At 45.0% G+C, this 14980-nt stretch carries 11 protein-coding genes and 1 pseudogene; 1 reads left to right on the forward strand and 11 read right to left on the reverse strand.

The window, feature by feature from the left end:
- Nucleotides 1-14: 14 nt before the first annotated feature.
- From brxC to EIZ37_RS12245, 9 genes and pseudogenes are all read right to left on the reverse strand, one after another.
- Nucleotides 15-3569 carry a BREX system P-loop protein BrxC gene (gene brxC / locus EIZ37_RS12205; RefSeq protein WP_134684889.1) on the reverse strand — a complete coding sequence of 1185 codons (3555 nt, stop codon included), beginning with the start codon at nucleotides 3567-3569 and terminating at the stop codon, nucleotides 15-17.
- Between the two features lie 19 nt (nucleotides 3570-3588).
- Nucleotides 3589-4155 carry a DUF1788 domain-containing protein gene (locus EIZ37_RS12210; protein ID WP_134684890.1) on the reverse strand — a complete coding sequence of 189 codons (567 nt, stop codon included), beginning with the start codon at nucleotides 4153-4155 and terminating at the stop codon, nucleotides 3589-3591.
- A gap of 11 nt (nucleotides 4156-4166) precedes the next feature.
- Complete coding sequence (locus EIZ37_RS12215) at nucleotides 4167-4763, reverse strand: DUF1819 family protein (protein ID WP_134684891.1); 597 nt, start codon at nucleotides 4761-4763, stop codon at nucleotides 4167-4169.
- A 17-nt stretch (nucleotides 4764-4780) separates the two neighbouring features.
- Nucleotides 4781-5056, reverse strand: coding sequence for a TIGR04540 family protein (locus EIZ37_RS12220; RefSeq protein WP_235827981.1), 276 nt, complete (start codon nucleotides 5054-5056; stop codon nucleotides 4781-4783).
- Between the two features lie 720 nt (nucleotides 5057-5776).
- A complete protein-coding gene (locus EIZ37_RS12225) occupies nucleotides 5777-6955 on the reverse strand; it encodes a hypothetical protein (RefSeq protein WP_134684892.1) in 1179 nt (392 codons plus the stop codon).
- Nucleotides 6956-7136: 181 nt separating this feature from the next.
- A pseudogene (locus tag EIZ37_RS12230) lies at nucleotides 7137-8291 on the reverse strand (IS3 family transposase).
- Nucleotides 8292-8476: 185 nt separating this feature from the next.
- Nucleotides 8477-8737, reverse strand: coding sequence for a hypothetical protein (locus tag EIZ37_RS12235; protein ID WP_134684893.1), 261 nt, complete (start codon nucleotides 8735-8737; stop codon nucleotides 8477-8479).
- Between the two features lie 186 nt (nucleotides 8738-8923).
- Nucleotides 8924-10354 (reverse strand): 23S rRNA (uracil(1939)-C(5))-methyltransferase RlmD, encoded by a 1431-nt coding sequence (gene rlmD / locus EIZ37_RS12240; protein ID WP_134684894.1) that lies wholly within the window; start codon nucleotides 10352-10354, stop codon nucleotides 8924-8926.
- A gap of 137 nt (nucleotides 10355-10491) precedes the next feature.
- A complete protein-coding gene (locus tag EIZ37_RS12245) occupies nucleotides 10492-11382 on the reverse strand; it encodes a diacylglycerol kinase (protein ID WP_134685006.1) in 891 nt (296 codons plus the stop codon).
- Between the two features lie 147 nt (nucleotides 11383-11529).
- On the opposite strand from EIZ37_RS12245, the gene EIZ37_RS12250 reads away from it, so the two are divergent.
- Nucleotides 11530-12495: an ROK family glucokinase gene (locus tag EIZ37_RS12250; RefSeq protein ID WP_134684895.1), complete on the forward strand. Its 966-nt coding sequence runs from the start codon at nucleotides 11530-11532 to the stop codon at nucleotides 12493-12495.
- A 98-nt stretch (nucleotides 12496-12593) separates the two neighbouring features.
- Here the strand turns inward: EIZ37_RS12250 and EIZ37_RS12255 are convergent, their stop codons facing one another.
- Both EIZ37_RS12255 and EIZ37_RS12260 read right to left on the reverse strand, forming a co-directional pair.
- On the reverse strand, nucleotides 12594-13580 hold the full coding sequence (locus EIZ37_RS12255; RefSeq protein WP_134684896.1) for an aromatic ring-hydroxylating oxygenase subunit alpha: 987 nt from the start codon (nucleotides 13578-13580) through the stop codon (nucleotides 12594-12596).
- A complete protein-coding gene (locus tag EIZ37_RS12260) occupies nucleotides 13577-14941 on the reverse strand; it encodes a cytochrome P450 (RefSeq protein ID WP_134684897.1) in 1365 nt (454 codons plus the stop codon). Before EIZ37_RS12260 ends, EIZ37_RS12255 begins: the two co-directional genes overlap by 4 nt.
- Nucleotides 14942-14980 lie beyond the last annotated feature (39 nt).

Raw genomic sequence — 14980 nt, forward strand, 5'->3', positions numbered from 1 at the left:
CGGCACACACATTTTTACTCAATGATTTCAATTTGTTTGTTATTCTTGATCATTTGTTTCAACCTAACCGATAGCGAATGAAGTAATTTGTCTACGTCTTCTTCTGTTTTCAATGTTTTATCAGCAAGTAAGCTACTGATTTTCACCTTTTCCTTCTGAACTATTACTGTTTCAACTCCGTGAGAAGAACCGCCGTCAATAGCAACTGGTTGCGTTCGATTGTTCCACTCGTTGATTTCACGACCAATCTTAATATCCATATTCTCTTTAAAAGAGTAACTTTGGGTAACGGTTGCATCAACCTTAAAGATATCGGTGAAGCCATCGATACTCTGGAACAAGTTTTTATAAAAAGTCTGGATTTGGTTCTTGATTGCTTCCGATACCCCTTCGTGGTTCGAACGCAATTCCAGATGGTCAACATCAAGCTTAATCGCATTTTTCGCCGCTGTTTTCTTGTCCTCAAGTACCTTTTGAATAGCCTCATCAATCTTATTGACAAGCTCTGGGATCTCTTTGACTTTTTTGTACGGCTGGACTTCCGTAAGTATTTCCTGTAAATTAGCGGCGTACTTTTCCGTTTCCTCACCTATCAAGTAAACGTTGTTGTCCTTGTACTTGTCGTAAGCAAGAAGACCTTTATCAAAAATCTCTTTCTGGTTCTCGAAAAAACTCCGAACATAAGCAACGTCCTCATCCCAGTCAAGAAGATTATCTTCCAAGTCTCGAAGCTTGGTGAAGAACGATACGTTGTCTAATCCTTTGGTGAACTCATTGAAATACTCAAGCCCTTTGTCCAAGAGGCTTTTCCCTGGGTATTTTCGACCTTCATAACGCTTTTTCAAATTCGTGATCTCTGTGACCTGCTTATCCATGAGATCCCGAACATCTTTGATAAGTCCATCCTCATCGTCAGCTACATCCGTTTTGTTAAATACTTCTTTACAGATATTTTTGGCGATTTTCAAAAGGGACTCATCAACTTTCACACGCTTCGTCACTATGGCTTTATCAGCTTCGTTTGCTTTTGTGAGAACATTGACCATATTTCCATCTTCAGGCTCCAAGTATTCAGCATTGAATCGAATTCTGATCCGTTGTTCTTTCATCAACTCAGCGATCAAACCTGCGATATCAAGTGGTTTCCACCCGTACGGCTTGTCGCTAAACCGATCCAAGAGGATCTTGATCCTTACCTGTTTTTGGATACTATCCTGAAGACTAATGAACTCAAATACTTCTTTAACAGCCAATTCATTGTCATTTTGTTTCGAGCCATCAATGGTAATCTGATCGGCTTTATTCCGCAAAAGAGAAACCAGATCCTTCTCAGAATCCAAGAAGGACTTTACAAGCCCCAGCTTGGTATACACATTCTCAACCAAAGAATGGAAAGCAGTATTGATTTTTTCCTTTACCGAAGCACCTTTAATGTCCACTTTGTCGCCATTGATGAAGAAAACGCCACCCTTAATCGCTTCCTCCAACATATCCTTCACTCTTCGTCTCCGCTCTCTTACTTCAGCCTGCTTGTTATTCAGGATGTTTTGAATACTCTCAGGGAGCTGGGTCGCGTTCTTTTTCTTCCGATACTCTTCGATTTTCAAAACTTCTTCCATCTCTTCAATGTATGCTTCATTACCACCGAGCTTTAAGATCATTTCACCATTTCCAGAGGACATAAGCATAAGTTCCTGCTCGGATTTTGCATAATGATCAGACAATGGAGAAAGGATGTTGATCCCTATACTTGATGTTTGGTTCCAGTAATTCTTTTCATCCATCTTCTGGTTGTAAGAGAACTGGTATTGTTGCGAGTAACGGAATCTCTTATCATCGTACAGCTCTTGAAAAATGTAAGTGGCAAGCTCTCTCTTAACCACATCTTCCTCAATTTTCATTGCCTTGATTTCACGGTTGATATCTTGCTCGTCATCGGTAAGGAAGATGTAAAACTCGCCGTTCTTTTGAATTAAGGTTTGTGCAATCAACTTTCTGAGTGATGCCTGAATCTTCTCCTTCAACGCCAACTTATCCTCATCAATACTTATCACCATTAAGGTGGCGATATTTTCGATGTTCGCTGGAAGCTCTTTAATATACTTGATCATAAAGAGCACCTTGAGTAGATCGACATTAAACTCGTCATCTTTCAATGCTGGGTTTTCATACGCACCTTCAATTACCCGAACGATAGATGGAGTCAAAAATTCCTTAATCGTATCGTAGAATGCATAAAAAGGGATCAGCGTCCCTTCATTGGTATTCTTGAATCGCAGTCCAGCCTCCTTAAAAGCGGAGAGCATGGAGCGTTCCCCTTCAGATAGGTGCTTACCAGAGCTTCCATGTTTGCGGACTTGCTCGAACACGTTTTGAAGGAGCTTAAACTGATAAGGAAGAAACGGATATACATCCGCAAATTCTCTCTCATCCTCAAACCCTCTGAGATCAGCGGTACTGTCTTTGAAGCTAATCAGGTTTTTTAGGATTGCACTTTTTTCATGATAAAGGAGTTTCAGCATGTCGGTCGCATGCTCTTTTTTCAAGAGAATCCGTTTCTTGATTACCTCATCGACCGAGATCGACGAAAGAGACAGTCGGGTATCGAAACGCCCCTGGATCCGTGAGAAGTCATCGCCCTTTACTTTTACGATGCTGTCGATACTCTCTTGTGACGTAACCATGATCCAGACTTTCCCTTGGCAATGCGTCCCCAGATCCTCTGCCACCGTCTGAAGGTTCAACATTAATTGACGGCTGTCACCGATGTATTGACCGATCTCATCGACCAGGAAGATCAGGTGGAATTTATCCCCTTTTTGGTCAACATACTCTTTTACGTCTTTGGCGAACTTTTCAATGCTGATCTCGTAATTATTCACACCGTTCTCAAACCAGTTTCGAGCTGACTCCACGGACATTGAAGTGACCTTTGTCAAAGCTTCAATGACATAATCAGCGTCAAAGTAGAAGGTATTTCTGCGGTCTACCCACTCTTCGCCCGCCGCCGCTTTAAACTCACGCTTAAAGTCCTCGTACACGCCTTCTTTTGACAGGTACTTCTCCATCTCAGCAACGCCTGGGATGTCTCCATAGAATCCACGGTGTTCATAAAACACCTTCATGAATACACGAAGGATCGCATCCTCTTTAGACTTATTATCCAAGGGACTTTTCGAGTCTATATTGAAGAGAATGACTTCAGTTTCAACATTAGAAGCCCGTTTCATATTTGCCAGGACGATCGGATCCTGGATCTTATCCGTAAAGAAATCAACCGCCTTTTTATCCTTCACCTTCTTGTTTTCCAACAGATAGGCAAGAATCTTCAAGAAGTGCGATTTACCCGATCCGAAGAATCCTGAGATCCACACACCCATTTTATCGGTAGCACCGTTAATACCCTGCTGATAGTTTTCATAGAACTTGGACATGTGCTTATGTAATTCTCTGGTTACGACATACTCATCAATTTCCTGGTAGATGTTTTCCTCATCGGTCTGGGCGACCTTAATTACGCCTTTAATATTTCTTTCGATGTCCTTCTGAAACATATCTTTAATTAGCACAACCGTTTCCCCCTCTTGGTTAGTCAACTAATCGGAATGCTCTATAATAGTTATCGTCTTTGAAACGATCAAACAAGCGAAGAGATAACCCGTCATATTTGCCTGGAAAGAACATAATGACTGGAATTTTATCGAGCACCTCTTGCAAATTGTTCAGGATATTATGGGAGCGTACAAAGGGATACACTTTCCCTACTCCAGTAATGAAAACCACATTATGATCCTGCATCTGTTCCTTAATCTTTTGTAGGAAGATATCGGGCTTTGCAAAATTAGTCATTGCCTTAAAAAGAGCATCCTTCCCCTGCTTTTCCTCCATTTGAAAGATCCGCTCGAAAATCCGCTTATCCTTTGCAATCTCGATGAGCATCTTGTACAGGTCAAACTCGATAATCTTACGGTTTGATCCTTCGTGGCTGAATTCTTTCTTGATATGTATGATGTAGTCCCGAACAACTAACTCATGTTCAGGCTCGTAATCAAATACATAAAAACTGATCTCGTTACCAAGACCTCTGCCCTGTATAAATTTCTCTTCTTTTATCTTGGGTATGACCTTATCGAGTCTCTTTCGCAAATTTGCCATGCCGTATCCTCTCATGCACCCATTGCCTTTACATAAGCAATGTCGCCAATGTTAATAAAGTGCCTCTTCAATTGTTCATCCATTAGCAGCCGATTTAGTTCCCCTGTTTTCTTATCCTTCAAAATACCTGATTCAAGTAAGATACGTTGTATCACGTTTTTAAGTTTTTGCACGGTTTGTTCTGTCCATCCAGCCACCCCAGAATCTTGCTCGGCTTTAGAGGTAAAGTAGAGATTGAGGTCTTTCTTCTCCAATAAATAATCATTCGATTCAAGCTTTTCCCGAATGACCTCGTTCATAAATTCAAAAAAGAGCCTGTCAGTCTTCATGATGGCATAGAGGTTGATTATTTTACCCGTCTCCAGAGATTCATCCAACACCATTTTTCTCAGAGTATCATCCAATACAGCTACTCTTCTTAATACCGAAGGCATACTTCGTTTCAAACTCGCTTTTACCTGGTATTGGAAAAGGTTCTCCACAAGGACTTTCTCCCTAATTTCCTGTTCATCATATCCCTGTAACTTAAGACTTACCACCTGTTTGAATTCATAAAACATGAAAGAAGCTCCTGTTAAAGTCGCACTATAATCTAATTCTTGAGACATGGTTCAGCTCCCTTCTTTCATACCGCGAAATGTTCACCTTGTAGTTGTCCGTTCATATGTAGAATTCTTCCAATAACCTCAAGCCTTCTCTTTCCGCACTGTTGCTTGAGGATCGTAGTAAATTCATTATGCTTTAGGATTTTTTTTGTATTGTTGGTGTAGACCTCTAAAACATTTTTAATTAAATCCTCTTCGCTCAAGTCATTTTCCCAGTACGCATCAACTATACTGTTCAAAACAGCGGCAAGTTCCCTCTGTGTTTTATAAAAGAGTTTTATTTCCAATTCAACCACCTCAAACCACTTTATTCATTTATACTATTTTCTTATTTTATTCTTACTTTTTTACTTATGCAAGTCTCCTGTTTTCCTTCTAAATTTTAAGTGCTATTGAGAAAAACGGTACAGTATGAGTTTTCTCTGGAACATTGTGACTTACGAATTATTCTGCCTTTGAAAATAGTAAAAGGCGAGTCTCCGCCCTTTATATGCCTCGATCATTAAATTGCTTCCTTGAACTCGTCCACCATTTCAGATAAGGTGTACAAATCTTTTACCTTGCTTTGTGGACTCAAGGTAAATTTTCACTTTGAAATCGTTAATTTTAACAAGTAATTCTTTTTCCTTTTTAGTAAGGGCTTGGCCATTTATCTAACCAATAACTGTTGTAAAAACAAATTTTGAAATCCCTACTATGTCAAAGTCAAAAAAAGTCAAAAAAGCCGAGGAAAAACTGGAATGGACCCCTGAATTTCGCTTAGCTCTTAAGATGACCTTTTTAGGCTTTAATTCGACTATTTAGGCTTTGAGATGACTTTAATTGCTATTTACACCATTCCAAACTAACAGTGAACAACACTCCACATGCCCCGTATTGTGGAGGCAGTAATTTAAAATAAATTTTTTTACGGAACTATATCGTTCTGCGGGTTACTATAATCTAAATTTATCCTAGTTCATCGCATGACATTGTAAATAACTTTAAAGTGTGGTCAAAGATGTGGTCAAGTAATTTTAATTACATCTTGTTTCATTGTCTTCTTTAAATTGCACGTTTACATCCAAATTTTTTAATATCACTATTTCCCATTTTGTATTGGAGATATAAAATACACCATCCTTATAAGTAACAAGTTCACCACAAATGCTCTTTGTACCGTTACTGTATTCAATAACTTGTATTGCTCTTCCAGGGATCATAGAACGCATAATCTTACCTGTTATGTAAGATGTATATGGAATTATTGTGGTTATTGCAAAAATTAACATAATTAGCATAACTGGAAAAGTAACTCTCCAGTTAACCTTATCGCTAGTAGTATCTACAATCTCTACAACATTTCTTTGCAATTTTCTTTTCAACAAACTGTACAAATGTACCAGAGTTTGCTTTACCCTTTCAAATATACCGCTAAAGATAATTGCTATGATAAGAGATAAAAAAATACTAATATTTATATTCAATCCAATTAATTTACGTGAAATTAATAATAGAATTACAGCAATGTATGGATAATATATCAAAAAATTGCTTTTGTTATATCTCGCCAAAATTACTCCTATTGGAAAACAAATAAATAATAATATTGTACCCTGAACATCAATTGGAATTCCTGAATATTGACCGATTAGTAATAAAATAATTAAGGCATATAACAACCCGCTAATTCCTGCACTTGGTCTTTTTGAAGACTTTATCACCCAAATCGAAAATACTAAAAAGTAGAAGAAAATAACCCAAAAAAAGATTCCCATTTCAATTATTTGAGCAAGATTATTCTTAAACTCTCCAAAGAAAATAATCGATATTGATATATGCGCAACAAATATGATTACGCATACGGCCATGATTTTTTGAAGAGTAGTCTTCCACGTTTTAACATGGTTTGATGGTTTGACTATATAAAATATTAAAGAAACTAAAAAACTGTATAATAAAAGAACAAAAACACCCATTACTGTAACTGTATAAAAATTAAAAGGGACCGCTGCTATTATTAATTCTAGGATAGACGTAGGGACATCTTGATCTTTTCCAAAATAAAAACCATATAAAAACGAATAACCTAGCATGTATATAAAAAAGCCTAGTAAAGTTAAAAATGAAGCTAACAGTGAGAAAATACTGGCCTTATTGCTAAATAATTTTGTACTAGTAATTAACTGTTTAACATCCTGGCTTTCAATTTTCACAAATATCTCTCCAATAAACTAAAATTCTATCTTATTGTTCTAATATTCGTCCAAAATGTACCAGTTCCTACTCGAAGCAAAGAATATGGTGACGACAGAAGAGTAACTATTAATGATAAATAAAAAGGGTAGCAGGCACTGGTGGTCATAGCCCCGTCAAGTGGACAGTAAAAAAAGAAGTTTAACTTATGCGGCGATCCGCTTCACGGTATTCAACCGGGGAGCGGATCGCCGAGTTTTTTCTGGAATCGTTCATTGTTGTAGTAATCGATATATTCCGCAATCATTTTCTGTGCTTCTGCCTCTGTATTAGGCTTTTCAAGGTATAGCTTCTCCGTTTTTAGATGCGAAAAGAACGATTCAATACAGGCATTATCAAAGCAATTTCCTCTTTGGGAATGACTTCCGATGAGTTCTTTCTCTTCTAATAATTCCCTATATCTTCTGGTTGTATATTGAAAGCCTTGATCTGAGTGAAGAATGGCACCTTTGGCTTTCAGATGTCCTACCGTATTTAGAACGAGTTGCAGATCGTTGCGGGAGGACATCTCCCAAGCTACGACCTCATTGTTGCAAAGGTCTAATATCACCGACAAATAGGCGAAATCATGTGCAACTCGTACATAGGTAATGTCCGTTACAAATTTCTTCAAGATAGTATTTGCTGTGAATCCTCGATTGAAAACATTCGAAAAGACAACAGATGGTCTCCGTCCTGCAAAGGGACGTTTCTGCCGAATCACCGAGCGAATTCCCAACTCTCGTATGAGCTTACGTACTTTTTTGTGGTTTACTCGGAGTCCTTCTTTACTAAGGGCTGTTCGCATACGTATATACCCGAAATAAGGTCGAAGTCGATGGATGCCAAGGATATGCCCCTTCAGAAGAGTATCTTTCTCCATGCGGGCTTCACGTGGTCCCAAGGAAGCTCTCCTGTGGAATCCAGCCCGTGATACCTCCGCAATCTTGCATAACATTACAATGAGATATGTCTGACTCATTTTTTCGATGGTCCTAAACCGGGCTTGCTTATCCAACTTCCCTCCCCATTGTAGATTCGGATTGAGCTTTTTTAGGTATTCCACCTGTGCTTTCAAATAAGCTTTTTCTTCTTCCACGCTACTGAAATGCTTCTTGTTCCAGCGTCCCCGATAATCCTCAAACGATTCTCCATTCCGGTACTTGCGAACCCAATTTACGATTTGTGCATCACTTTTTATACCGAGTTTTCTCGGATCATCGCATAGCTCCACTGTTCCTCGAGCCGTAAGCGAACAACTTCTTTCTTTGTTTCCTCACTATATTGAGTAAAAGCTTGTCCCTTCTTTGGTGGCATAAAAAAATCCCCTCCGGTCAACAGTAATGAGTCCATGATAGCATGAACTCTTTTTTTACTGTCTACCGTGAGGGGATAATACCAGTTCGGCTTTGGTTTTCTTCCAGCTCTTGCCGCAAGTAGAAGTATAGTGGAAAGATGATTCCTCTTCAACTCATTAAAAAGTTCAGAGGTTTTCTGATCCTCTAGATTAAACAATCTAGACTGCTCGACATTAATAAGTGCTTTGTAGATTGCAGGACTCGTTCTTCGTCCTTTTTTTGCTCTTTGTAGTTCCATGCATGGGCATGATCTAAACCATTACCTACTGGGCTATCTTCAAAAAAGTATTTTCCATCTCCGTACCAATGAGTATCGCCAGTACTTTTATGATGTTTTTCGCTCTCACATGCATCATTTATTATTTCAAGTTCATTCCCATGATAACCAACATAAGTTAACATCATCCAGAGAGTATCCTTATCAATTTGTTATCTCTTATCGAAACATTATAATCAATCCCCTAAAATTAATCAAATGACCTTTTGGTCTTTATTACCAACGAATATATATGTGGGCAAAATGTGGTAAATTTTTGCACTGATGTAAGACATATAAAATGAAAACCCTTGATTTTCAAGGGTTTCATATAATTATTTACGGTTTAACAACGCCACACTTTCCACATGCCCCGTATGCGGAAACATATCCACCGGCTGCACTTCCTGCACCACATACTCCTCCTCCAACACCTTCAAATCCCGTGCCAGCGTAGAAGGATTACAAGACACATAAACCACACGCTTTGGCTTCATCTGCAGAATCGTCGTCAACAACGCCTCATCACAGCCTTTACGCGGCGGATCCACTACGATCACATCCGCCCGAATGCCTTTCTCCTTCCAGGCCGGAATCACCACCTCAGCAGGCCCCACCTCAAAGGTCGCATTCTCAATCCCATTGAGCGCCGCATTCCGATTGGCATCCGCGATGGCCTCAGGCACGATCTCCACACCATACACCCGCTTCGCCTTCTGCGCCAAAAAGAGCGAAATCGTCCCGATCCCGCAGTAGGCATCGATGACATTTTCCTCTCCGCTCAGCCCGGCGTACTCGAGCGTCTTCTCATACAGCACCCGCGTCTGTTCCGGATTCACCTGATAAAACGACCTTGCCGAGATAGCAAACTTGATCGGCCCGATATAGTCATAAATGACATCGTCGCCCCAGAGCGTTTTCGTCTCGTCGCCAAAAATGACATTCGTCTTCCGCTCGTTGATATTTTGCACGATGCTCTTCACCGCAGGCACCGCGAGGCGAATCGCTTCGATCAGCTGCTCCCGGCGTGGAATAAACGCTTCTGTGGTCACCAGCACGACCATGACGTCTCCCGTGCTGGCCCCTACCTTCGCCACCACATGACGCAGCAGCCCGGTATGATTGACCTCGTCATAGGCCGGGATTTCCAGCTTCGACGCAATCCGCTTGACGGCAAGCACCACTTCATCATTGGCTTCGTGCTGGATCAGACAGGCATTGATATCGATGATGTCATGAGAGCCTTCCGCATAAAAACCTGCGATCAGTCCGCCTTCGCGCTCGCCGATCGGCACCTGCGCCTTGTTCCGATAGCGCCACGGGTTGTCCATGCCGAGCGTCGGATGGACCGGAATCGCTCCCTCTCCCTCCACCGGAAACCCGCCGATGCGGCGCAGATTGTCTTTGACGATCTGCTGCTTATGCAGGAGCTGCTGGGCATAGTCCAGATGCTGCAGGGAGCAGCCCCCGCACTGGTCAAAGACCGGACAGGGCGGTGCCACCCGGTTGGCGCTGGGCTGCAGGATTTCTTGCAAGTCGGCAAAGCCGAAATTTTTCTTCGCATGGACGACGCGGGCGCGGATCCGTTCTCCGGGCAATGCTTTTGGCACAAACAGCGTGTAGCCTTCGTGCCGTCCGACGCCTGCCCCTTCGTGGTTCAGCCCGGTCACCTCCAGCTCGACAACTTGTCCCAGCGATACGGGATATGTATGTTCACGTGCTGCTGCTTTCGGTGTAGCTCGTTTTTTCTTCGCTGTCTTTCCCACTCCATCGATTCTCCTTACCTCTTATCTTTTTAGAAAAAACTTGGCTGCGCCAAGTCTTTGGCAACGTCTAGATTTCACAAAAACAACAGGCCTAACCTGAGGAAACCCCAGGGGTGCAAGCCTTCGCTCACATGCCCCTAGGGTACGAACACCTCGATATGTCCCGGCAGCGCCCAGCACTCACAGGGCAGTTGTCCGCCCAGTTCTCCATCCAGATTAAGCTGAACTGTCTCATCTCCAAGCGAGACGGCCTTCAGATAATCTGTCTGAAAATGGAGGATATGCGGATCACGCAGATGCTCCCCACGTATGGTGAGCGTGGCCAAACGAATGATTTCCGGTAGGCTTGCCTTCTTTACGACGATGCAATCCAGCTTGCCATCGCTGATATCTGCACCCGGCGCAAGCTTGTCGAAGCCCCCGACAGAATGGCTGTTGGCGATCAGGAACAGCATGATCTCGTCATCGATCACGACCCCTCGCTTCGTCTCGAGACGCATGCGTGTGGGGCGCAGCGAAGGCAGCTTTTCCAGACCTTTCATATAATAGGCGAGCTGTCCGATCAGGGTCTTCAGTTTGCTTGGCACTTCGTAGGTGAGTTCGGTCAACGAGCCTCCGCCCGCAATATTCATGAAATAACGATCATTGATCCGGCCCAGGTCGACCTTTTTCGTCTGGCCTTTGGAGATGATCCGGCAAGCCCTTTCCACCGATCGGGGCACGCCGATTGCCCGGGCAAAATCGTTGCTCGTGCCGCAAGGAATAATGCCGAGGGCCGGGCGCGCTTTTTTCTCAGCCATGCCATTGACCACTTCGTAGATCGTGCCATCTCCGCCAGCCGCGATGATGACATCGTATCCACGGGCCACAGCACGCTCTGCTTCCTCGGTCGCGTCATGTTCGCCTCTCGTCGCGAAGGTGGATGTCTCGTATCCAGCCTCTTCAAGCAGGTTCAAGATGTCTGGGAGGCGGCGGCGGATGATTTCACGTCCTGAGCTTGGATTATAGATGAGCCGCGCTCTTTTCACTTCCTGTCCCTTCTTCCGTGTTAAACCTTTAATCTTTTTACTCATCTCATCATATCCTGTATAGCCAATTTTGGGAATCGCTATGCTGCACGTTACATGGTAAGATATACAAAAAGGGCACTTTTTGTGTCAATGGAGGATAATCGGATGACTCAGCGTGTGATTGTAGGCGTTGATGTGGGGGGCAGCAGCATCAAGATGGCCTTGCTTTCCACGGAAGGTGAAATTGTTCACAAATTAGAAGAACCGACACCAGCGGGTGACGATCAAGTAATTGCGAAAATCGATCAAATGATTACATACATACTGGAAACGGCAAACGCTTCCAAAGAACAGGTAGCCGGAGTGGGCATCGGGGTGCCGGGACCCGTGGAAGCCGGAACGGGCTTCGTGTTTCAGGCGGTCAACCTCAACTGGAAGCAGGTTCCGCTCAAAGAAAAGCTGGAAAAAGTGACGGGGCTCCCTGTCTATGTCGACAATGATGCCAATGTGGCGGCGCTGGGCGAAATGTGGAAAGGCGCAGGCCAAGGCGCCAAGGATATGGTCATGATCACCTTGGGTACCGGGGTCGGCGGCGGCGTGATCGTGAACGGAAAAGTGATCAGCGGCAAGAACGGCGTGGGCGGAGAGATCGGGCATATTACCATGACGCCTGGAACAGGCCCTGCCTGCAATTGCGGAAAAACCGGATGCCTGGAAACGTACGCGTCTGCGACAGCGATCATCCGCGAAGGCACCGAGCTGGCTAAGACCGGAAAAAGCTCACACTTAGCGACAGTCCTGTCCGAAAAAGGCAGCCTGCGTGCCAAGGATATCTTTGATGCCGCTCATGCTGGCGATCAGGAGGCGCTGAAGATCATCGACGACGTGGCCTTCTATCTCGGCTTGGCGTTTTCCCATCTAGCGAACCTGCTCGACATTTCCAAAATCGTCGTCGGGGGCGGTGTATCCGCGGCGGGAGATATCCTGTTCTCTCGCATACGCAAGGAATTCACCCACTATATCGCCTTCCCGTTTCTCGCTGATTCCTGCGAGATTCTCCCAGCGACATTGGGCAATGATGCAGGTGTGATCGGCGCTGGCTGGCTCGTCTATGAGCAGATGAACGCATAAAACGATTGACTCCAGAAATAGAGACGCTCCTTCCTCAAAAGGGATAGGAGCGTTTTTTCATGCCGCCCAAAGACTGGCGCAGCCGTGTTTTTTTCATGCTAACTCCGCAGAATATTCAGACGCTGCTCGTGCACGTCGATCCGCGGCTCCAATTTATTTTGCAAAAACTGATACCAGCGCTGGCGATAACGCACTTGGGGGCCGTCGGAGTCGACGTGAACCTCCAGCTGCATCATTTCCGGAATGGAGATCGGATTTTGACTCTCCACGATCGGTTTGTCTTCATTGAAAATCTTCAGGTTGTAGCTCATGAAAAACTTGTTCATGCCGGGAATGTGACGGGCAAAGTTGCGTCCGGTCACACAGAACACTTTCGACTGGTTCTCGTCAATCGGCGTAAAGCAGTAGTAGTTGATGAAGGAGCGCTTGCCGCCCCATGGCCTGCGCAGGATCATGTGCTGCGGGAAAATGAACTCGATGTGCGCCCCGTCCACATGGATGTCCCAGTTATTTCCTTCCACCGTAAAGGAAAACTGGTCCAGCGTAGGCTTCATATAGCGGCCGATGGTCTTGCGATGTACAAAGTGAAGATGGGTCATGTCCAGAATACTTTCCACAACCCGTGTCACATGAGCCTGCCACGTGACCATCGTCGGGGTAAATGTGTATTGATCATCGTATAAGTCCTTGAACAATCCGAGCGGCGGCAGCGTCTCTTCGTTTTCCACCTGCTGCGGGTAGAGCCAGATCAGCGAGGCGGCTTCCCTGACCGGATAAGACCGGGCATGAGCCATGGACGGGACCGGCTTGTTGGGATGAGCCGGAATACTTACACACGTACCGTCTCCTTCAAACCGCCACCCGTGATAGGCGCACTGCAGTTGACCGCCATGGCAGAAGCCGAGGGACAGATCGGCCCCCCGATGCGGGCAATAGGCGTTCAAACACCGCACGATCCCCTTTTCATCGCGAAACAGCACATAATCTTTCCCGAGAAGTCTCACTTTGATCGGTTTGTTCCCGAGTTCCTTCGACCAGGTCACAGCGTACCAGGCAACCGGGAAAATGTTCAGATCGATATTCATAATCCCACCCCCGATAGGTTACTCGTTTTCCGTTTTTCTACGGTCATCCATATCCCTGTGCGCGGCTGCAGCGTAATTTTAGCAATCGGTTCCACCGGACGATCCGGCATCAACGTGAAGCGATGCTCACGATACAAGGTCACGATGACGAGGAAGGCTTCAAGCATGGCCATGCCTCGCCCGATACAGATGCGCGGCCCGCCTCCAAAGGGAAAATAGGCATAGGTCGGCAGCTGCCTGCCCAATCCTCCGCTCCACCGCTCCGGCCGAAACGCATCGGGATTGTCGTAGTACTTGATGCTCCGATGCATCACATAGGTCGACATGAACACCTGCGTCCCTTTGGGGAAATGGTGCTCTCCCAGCTCGAACGGTTCCGCTGCCATCCGCACGACCGACCAGGAAGGCGGGTACAATCGCAGGCTTTCCGCAAACACGCCGGACGCATAGTACATCTTTTCTATATCGGCAGGCTCCGGGTCGCGGCCAGCGAGTACCCGTTCCATCTCCGCCAGCAAAGCCGCTTCGGCTTCCGGATGCTGGGCGAGCAGGTAAAAGGTCCAGGCGAGTGATGTCGCGGTTGATTCATAGCCGGCGATCAGGTGAGTGATGACCTCGTCGCGGATCTGCTGCGGTCCGATCGGATGGTCTTCTTCTTTCGCCTTGACCAGGAGCATGGACAAGAGATCTTCCCCTTCCTCCGGTCCGGCTTCCTCCTGCTTGGTCTGCATGATCGTGTAAACCATGTCATCCAAGCGTTGGATATCCTGTTCAAATGCGGCTAGCCGCGTGGGATCATTCACGCTTTTTTGCGGATTGGCATTCACGTCATAAATGTAGTCCATGATTCTTTGCAGCGAAGCCGTCACGATTTCAAAGTCAAACGTCGTCTTGTATCCGAAAAAGGCTTGGAGCGCCACAGACAACGTGATTTTTTTCATTTCCTCAAACAGGTCGAGACTCTTACCATCCTGCCACTTCCGCGAGATCGCTCTCGTCTTTTCCAGGATCATCGCGGTGTAGTCATTGACGCGCCGAGGGACGAAGGCTGGCTGGATCATCTTGCGTTCCCGCATCCACCGCTCCCCTTCGCTGGTAATCAGTCCGAGGCCCAACAGCTGCCGCCATTCATTCATGCTTGGCTTGATGAATTTTTTGTAGTCGTGAACCAATATTCTTTCGATGTACTCGGGGTGATTGATCAAATAAAACGGATAGGGGCCAAAACGCAGATGCGCGATATCCCCCGCCTCTCTTGCCGCACGTTGAAACAAGGCGAGAGGGTCCTTCTGGAATTCCTGTACATGTCCTGTCAGCTCATCTGCTCCGCTGACGATCGGCAATTTGTCGCATGAGATCATGTGGCTTCCACCCCTTTCACGAAAAAATGATGAACAGAC

Source organism: Brevibacillus migulae (assembly GCF_004521915.1).
Taxonomy (GTDB): domain Bacteria; phylum Bacillota; class Bacilli; order Brevibacillales; family Brevibacillaceae; genus Brevibacillus_F; species Brevibacillus_F migulae.